A 7403-nucleotide genomic window follows, 5' to 3' on the forward strand; every position below is an offset into this window, starting at 1 on the left:
CAGGTCCGTCGGCCCGTTGCCCAGCTCACGCACCGGCCGCCGCGCCGGCGGATCCCCCATCCGCTGCCAGTCCAGCGCGGCAACCGTCGGCCGCAGCGTCGCCGTACGCGGGATACGCCCCGTCACCCGCCCCCCTTGGAACGGGATGCCCTTTCCGCCCGCCCCGCTCAACCGCCCCCGCCCAGCCGCGGGCTCGTCCGGCCCCGGCGCGGGCGCGTCCAGGACGACCCGCAGCGCGGCCCCCCGGGCCAGTTCCGTCTCCGCCGTACGCCCACCGACGCCCGCCGCGGCCACCAGATGCACCCCGAGCCGCTCGCCCTCCCGGGCCACCGCCTCCAACGCCCGCACCACGGACCCCGCCGACGGCCGCCCCGGGGAGCCCAGCGCGGGCGACACCAACGCGTCCAGATCGTCCACGACGACCACGAGACGGGCCAGGGGCGGTGTCTCCGTACGCCGCCGACTCGCCGCCGGCCGCAGGCGCAGCGTCGAACTGGGTGGCGTGTCGAGATCCCCGGCCCCGCCCCCACTCCCGGACATGTCCACCCGCGCACCCGCACTGGCACCCGCGTTCGAGCCATGAGCGCCCGAACCCGACCCTGACACCGAACCCGATCGCTGCGGACCGATCCGGCCGGACAGCTCGCGCCCTGTGTGCCACTCGGCGAACCCGACCCGCCCGAGCAACTCGGCCCGGCGCTTCAGCTCGGCGCTGAGCGACTGGGCGAACTCCCGCATGCGCACAGGGTCGTTGGCCGTGAGGTGGGTGGTGACATGCGGAAGGTCGGTGCACACCCGCAGGCCCTCGCCGTGCTGCGCGCCCCCGCCACCGCTCCCGCCGCTGCCACCTGTGCCGTCCCGGCCGTCCATCAGCACGATGCCCAGCCGGTCGGGCCGCTCGGCCGCCGCCAGCGACGCGACGACCGCCCGCAGCAACTCCGTACGCCCGCTGCCGGGTGGCCCCTCGATCAGCAGGTGGGGTCCCTCTGCCGCGAGGTCCACGCCGACGGGCCCGCGCGGACCGGCGCCGAGGACGGCCCAGGCCCGGCCGCCGAGGGTCTCCTTGTCGTCGGCCGCGTCCGCCCAACGGGCCATCAGGGACGCCGGGGTGGCCCGGGCGAGCCCCAACTCGTCGAGCAGCCGCGCCGCTTGTGGCAACGGCGCGGAGACGCGCTGCTGCCGTGCCCCGGCGGCACCGTCGGTGCGCAGCGGAGCCAGCGCCCGCGCGAACCGTTCGGCCCAGGGCAGGGACACGGCGTCCACGGCGGCGACGGAGCCCTGCCCGACCAGCCCGGCGGTCGACGGGGCCCGCACACCAGGAACGTCCGAGTCGGCGGAGCCGGTGCGCCCGGGCGAGTTCGCTCCCGCCCGTGCCACCCGCATCACATGCAGCGCGGTGGCCACGTCGCCGCTGAGCAGCGCCACCGCCCCGCACTCACGGAACGGGGGCGAGGCCGCGCACGCCGCCTCGTACGTATCCGTCACCGGTGACGCGGGCGACGCCGCCTCCGTCTCCGCGAGGCACAGGACGTGGATCCCAGCCCGCGGTCCTTCCTGCGCCAGCCGCGCCACGGCCTCCCGGACCGCCGCGCCGCCAGGGTCCCCGTCCACCACGACCACGGTGTACGGGCCTGCGAAACCGTCCGCCGACTCGGCGGGTTCGTCGTCCCGGGCCCAGGAGGGCCGCCGGGCCGCTCCCCGGTCACCGGGGGCACTGACGTCCGGTTCTCCGCCGGCCTCGGCGGGTCCTGCGGGGCTCTTCGCCGCCGCCTCCGTGTCGTGGTCCTCCAGGCGCCGCAGGAGTTCGTCGGCGCGGGCCGTGGCCTGTTCGCGGTCGTAGGCGAGGAGGAGACGGCAGTCCTGACCGTGCCCGGGGCGCAGATGCGGGAGCCAGCCGAGCCAGGCCCACTCGGCGGTGCGCTCCTCGGGGGTGCGCGAGCGGTCCGTGCTGATGAGGACGATTTCCAGGGCCTCGGGGGAGTGCAGCGCCGTCAGCTGGGCCACCACCGCGCGGGCCAGCCCCGCGAGCCGCGCGCGCGGCCCCGCCAGCCCCAGTGCCCCGACCTCACGCAGACCCGCGGTCACCGGTACGGCGGGCAGCAGCCCGGAGCCGTCGGGGGCCGCCCGGTCCGCCGTACCGAGCCGGACCGTGAGTGTTTCCGGGTGTCCCGGGCCGCGCTCCCAGAGCCGGGGGCCGGGGCCGAGAGCCGTGAGCAGCAGCGCCGCCGGGTCGGGCCAGCTCTCCGGTGCCTGCGCGGGGACCTCCGCGAACTCCGGGGCCGCCTGGTCGGACGCCGGCTCCTCGTCGTCGTACGCCTCGCCCTCGGACGGCTCCTGCTCCGCGCGCCCGCCGGTCAGCCGGCGCGCCCACTTGGAGAGCCCACCGCGCTTGCGCACGCCCTGCGGGACGTCCGTCCCCCGGAGGGGCGTCCCCTTGCGCCCGCCGCCCGCGGAAGCATCCGCGTCGGGCGTGTCGGCCGTGCCTTCCCTGTCTGCCTCGTCGTGAGCGCGGGCTCGCGGTACCGAGCCCGCGCCGGACATCGACCCCGGCAGGGTCAGCCCGGCGCCGTGGGTCTCCCCGGCACCACCCGACGCCCTGGCCGCGCCGGTGGAGCCCCTGTTCTCGATCCGCGGTGCCCGGCCCTGCCCCGGGACGAGTGGCTGCTGCGCGGCCTCCGACACACCCCCGGCCGCTCCCCAGCTCGCCGAACCGTAGGCGTGATGGGTCTCACCGGAGGGCGGCTTCGCCGTGCCACCGGGCTGCACGCGCGCGGACGGACGGGACGGGGACGCGGACGGGGAGGAGGAAGGAGGAGGGGATGAGGATGTCGTGGGGGTGGCCGCCGTGCGCCCCGAAGCCTTCGCGTGACCTTCGGTGACGCTCACGCGTACGTGGCCCTCGCCGTCAGGGGTGGTGTCCACGCGGGCGCCCGCGTCGCCGGGCGGCGTCAGCCGCAGGGCCGACTCGCCGATGCGCAGCAACGCGCCCGGTGCGAGGCGGACCGGGCGGGTGCCGAGGCGGGCGCCGGACAGCGTCGTGCCGTTCGTCGAGTCGAGGTCGGCGACCGCTATGCGGCCGTCCTCGGAGACCGTGACCGCGCAGTGCAGCCGGGAGACGTCCGGGTCGTCCAGGGGGACGTCGGCGTCGGCGGAGCGGCCGATGGTGATCTGGCCGCCGTGCAGGAGATGGACCCCGCCCGCGTCCGGTCCCGCGACCACGTGCAGCTGGGCCGCCACCTCGTCCGCCTCGGGGTGCGGCTCCGGCTCGGCCGGGGTGCCCAGGGCGAGCACGGCGCCGTCCACCAGTGGGGGCTCGCCGAGGGTGCAGCGCTGGGTGTCGAGACGCTGGTCGCCCGCGTAGAACACCACCGCGCCGCCGCTCTCGCGCTCCCGGCCGCGCTCGGGCAGGGAGGAACCCCCGTCGCCCGCGACCACCGACGCCAGGGCCGAAGCGACCGTGGCCAGCGCCGTGCCGGCGGGAGCGGTGACCACTACATCGCAGCTCGCGGTACGCGCCCACGGCTCCGAGGGCGGCCCCAGCGGGTCTACGACGGTCAGCCGGATCTGCATCGCCGTCAGCGGTCCCTTCTGCACGGACACCCGTAAAGGAGGACGAAGCCACGCCACGGGTCCCACCACCGCGGACTTCCCCCACCGCACACGAGCACGTAGGCCAGTACTGGAGGCATCCTCGCACCTGCCACTGACAACGCGCCCGCCCCCCACCCATAAGTGATCTTGAATGGTCACCTCTGCCCGTAAAAGTGCCTGACCAGTGACCGGCGGCAGTCCGTTTGGGATCGGTTTGGTAATCGATTTGAGATCGGTCACGTTCGGGATTAGGCAACCGGGGGGACCGATCGAGACGTCTTTCCCATCGACTTTCCGACGACTTTCCGGCCTCTTTCCGTCGAACGCGCGCAGGAGGCCGTACGTAGCCGTCTGTGGAGGCGGCCGTTGCCCAGGGTGTCCTGGGGGCGCGGCACTACAGTGGGACGGAAACACCGTGTACGGGATGTACGTATGTAAGGGAGCCACGACGTGCGGCCGGTAGGGAGCAAGTACCTCCTTGAGGAGCCGCTGGGACGCGGCGCCACAGGCACCGTCTGGCGCGCTCGCCAGAGGGAGACCGCGGGAGCCGAGGCGGCCGTGCCCGGCCAGCCCGGCGAGGCCGTCGCGATCAAGGTCCTCAAGGAGGAGCTCGCCAACGACGCGGACATCGTGATGCGCTTCCTGCGCGAGCGGTCCGTGCTGCTGCGGCTGATCCACCCGAACATCGTGCGCGTACGGGACCTGGTCGTCGAGGGCGATCTGCTGGCGCTGGTCATGGACCTCATCGACGGCCCCGACCTGCACAAGTACCTGCGCGAGAACGGTCCGTTCACGCCCGTCGCCGCCGCCCTGCTCACCGCCCAGATCGCCGACGCGCTCGCCGTCAGCCACGCCGACGGTGTCGTGCACCGGGACCTGAAGCCGGCCAACGTCCTGCTCATGCAGGACAACGGCCGGATGCACCCGATGCTCACCGACTTCGGCATCGCCCGCCTCGCGGACTCCCCGGGCCTCACCCGTACCCACGAGTTCGTCGGGACGCCCGCGTACGTCGCCCCGGAGTCCGCCGAAGGCCGTCCGCAGACCTCCGCCGTCGACATCTACGGCGCCGGCATCCTGATGTACGAGCTGGTCACCGGCCGTCCGCCGTTCGGTGGCGGGTCCGCCCTCGAGGTGCTGCACCAGCACCTCACCGCCGAACCGCGCCGCCCGTCCACCGTGCCCGAACCCCTGTGGACGGTCATCGAGCGCTGCCTGCGCAAGAACCCGGACGAACGGCCCAGCGCCGAGAACCTCGCGCGCGGGCTGCGCGTCGTCGCCGAGGGCATCGGCGTCCACTCCAACTCGATGCAGATCGCGGCGGCCGAAGGGGTCGTCCACCTGCTCGCACCGGATCCGGCGCCGACCGTGGTGCCCGGGTCCGGCGACCCGACGCAGGTGCTGCCGTACGGGGCGGGCGCCCCGGCGGCGTACGACCCGAACGGCGCCACCAGCGTGCTGCCGCACACCGGGGGGCCCGGCGGCGCGGGGGCGATGGGCGCCGCCGACCCCACGGCCGTCATGCCGCCCGTGCCGCAGAACCAGCCCGGCGGATCCGGTGGGCCCGAGGAGCCGCACCCCTGGCAGAACCAGCTGCGTGCCGCCCGCGACCGCAACGAGCAGACGCAGGTCCAGTACCTGGACCCCGGCGAGGACCCCCTGCGCCGCCGGCCCCAGCGGCAGCCGGGCCGGCCGCCGCAGCAACAGCCCCAGCAGCAGCCGTACCAGCAGCAGCCACCGCCGTCGCGTCAGCAGCAGCGGGGCCCGCAGCCGCAGCCCGGTTACGGCTATCCGCAGGGGCCGGGACAGGGGCAGCCGCCCCAGCACCAGCAGTACGCGCCCCAGCAGCAGCCGCAGCAGCGGTACGCGCCCCCGGCGCCCCAGCAGCCCCAGCAGCCCCAGCGCCCTCAGCAGCCCGAGGCCCGGCCGCCGCGCGAGCCGAGGGAACCCCGGCAGCGCAGCGCCAACCCGATGAAGATCCCAGGGCTCGGCTGCCTCAAGGGATGCCTGTTCACGATCGTCATCCTGTTCATCGCCGCGTGGCTGATCTGGGAACTGAGCCCGCTGCAGGGGTGGATCGGGTCGACCAAGGGATTCTTCGATCAACTCGGTGACTGGTACGGCAAGGTCAGCGATTGGGTGGGCAGACTGTGAGGCGATTCAGGGGCTTCCGGTAACCCGGCGGGCCAGTAGACCGGCGGATTCCCGCCTGCGGGAGGCTGTTCACGCAATCGGGTCGTAGCCAGGGCATTTGCGGATCAGTCGGTCGGCGCTCCGGCCGTGTTCCGGTGCGACTCTGGGGATTTGTCGACACCTGGCGGGTGATTTCCGTCCCGGCGGTGAAGGTTATGGCTCCGGACGCGTAGTTTTATCGGCTGAGGTCGAGGTCTGTCGGCTGGAGGTCCGGGGAGAGTGCCCCGGACCGGCGCAGCGTAGGCAACACGCGTCTGTAGGAGCAGTCTTGGCACGGAAGATCGGCAGCCGGTACACCGCCAACCAGATCCTGGGGCGGGGCAGCGCCGGCACGGTGTGGCTGGGTGAGGGTCCCGAGGGGCCCGTCGCCGTCAAGCTGTTGCGCGAGGACCTGGCGTCGGACCAGGAGCTCGTCGGACGCTTCGTGCAGGAGCGGACCGCGTTGCTCGGCCTCGAACACCCGAACATCGTGTCCGTACGGGACCTGGTGGTCGACGGCAACGACCTCGCTCTCGTCATGGACCTGGTGCGGGGTACGGACCTGCGCACCCGGCTCGACCGCGAGCGCCGGCTCGCCCCGGAGGCCGCGGTCGCGATAGTGGCCGACATCGCCGACGGCCTGGCCGCCGCACACGCCGCAGGGGTCGTGCACCGCGACGTGAAGCCGGAGAACGTGCTCCTGGACATGCAGGGCCCCCTGGGCCCCGGCGGCTCGCACCCCGCCCTCCTGACTGACTTCGGCGTCGCGAAACTCATCGACTCACCGCGGCGGACCCGGGCCACGAAGATCATCGGTACGCCGGACTACCTGGCGCCGGAGATCGTCGAGGGCCTGCCTCCGCGCGCGGCCGTCGACATCTACGCGCTGGCGACGGTTCTGTACGAACTGCTGGCCGGTTTCACGCCCTTCGGCGGCGGCCACCCCGGCGCGGTGCTGCGCCGCCATGTCACGGAGACGGTCGTCCCCCTTCCGGGGATCCCCGAGGAACTGTGGCAGCTGCTCGTGCAGTGTCTGGCGAAGGCGCCTGCGTCGCGGCTGCGGGCGTCCGAGCTGGGGGCACGGCTGCGGGAGCAGTTGCCGTTGCTGGTGGGGATGCCGCCGCTGGACGTGGACGAGCCGGACTCGGAGGACGGGGAGGAGTCCGGCCAGGGCCCGAACCAGGGTCACGGCCATGGTCCGGGCCCTGGCCATGGCTCGGGGCAGGGTTCGCGGGGCGAGGCGTACGACGAGGCGACCGTGCCGGCGGGGGAGCGGGTGCGGCGGGGTGCGGTGCCTCTGGTGCGGGGCGCGAAGCCGGACTCCAACCGGGACACGCACACGTCGATGCGGGTGCCGGGGCCGGACGAGCTGGCGGGCGGGGCGCTGGGCACGGCCCGCGTGCCGCGGCCGGCGGGTGCGCCCCGTCCTGGTTCGGCGCGGCACCGGGCGTCCGCGCGGCGGCGCAGGGTGACGTTGGGGGTGGTCGCGGTGGTGCTGGTGGCTGTGGCGGGGGTCGGTACGTGGCTGGGCCTGTCGGGCGACGACGCGGGGGCGACGCCCCAGGAGACGGGGAACTCGGCACCGGCGTCGCCGTGAGGGGTTCTCTCGCCCCCGCCGCCCCTATCCGTCCCATCCCGGG

At 74.5% G+C, this 7403-nt stretch carries 3 protein-coding genes; 2 read left to right on the plus strand and 1 reads right to left on the minus strand.

The annotated features are described in order from the left end of the window. A partial coding sequence (locus STRTUCAR8_RS03490) for an FHA domain-containing protein (protein WP_044471568.1) occupies positions 1-3570 on the minus strand: 3570 nt, incomplete at its 3' end. Positions 3571-4041: 471 nt separating this feature from the next. Here STRTUCAR8_RS03490 and STRTUCAR8_RS03495 point away from each other — a divergent pair. Next, positions 4042-5745 carry a serine/threonine-protein kinase gene (locus STRTUCAR8_RS03495; RefSeq protein WP_006374041.1) on the plus strand — a complete coding sequence of 568 codons (1704 nt, stop codon included), beginning with the start codon at positions 4042-4044 and terminating at the stop codon, positions 5743-5745. Positions 5746-6052: 307 nt separating this feature from the next. Continuing rightward, complete coding sequence (locus STRTUCAR8_RS03500; protein WP_006374040.1) at positions 6053-7360, plus strand: serine/threonine-protein kinase; 1308 nt, start codon at positions 6053-6055, stop codon at positions 7358-7360. The last annotated feature ends 43 nt before the right edge of the window (positions 7361-7403 follow it).

It is taken from the genome of Streptomyces turgidiscabies Car8 (assembly GCF_000331005.1).
Lineage (GTDB): Bacteria > Actinomycetota > Actinomycetes > Streptomycetales > Streptomycetaceae > Streptomyces > Streptomyces turgidiscabies.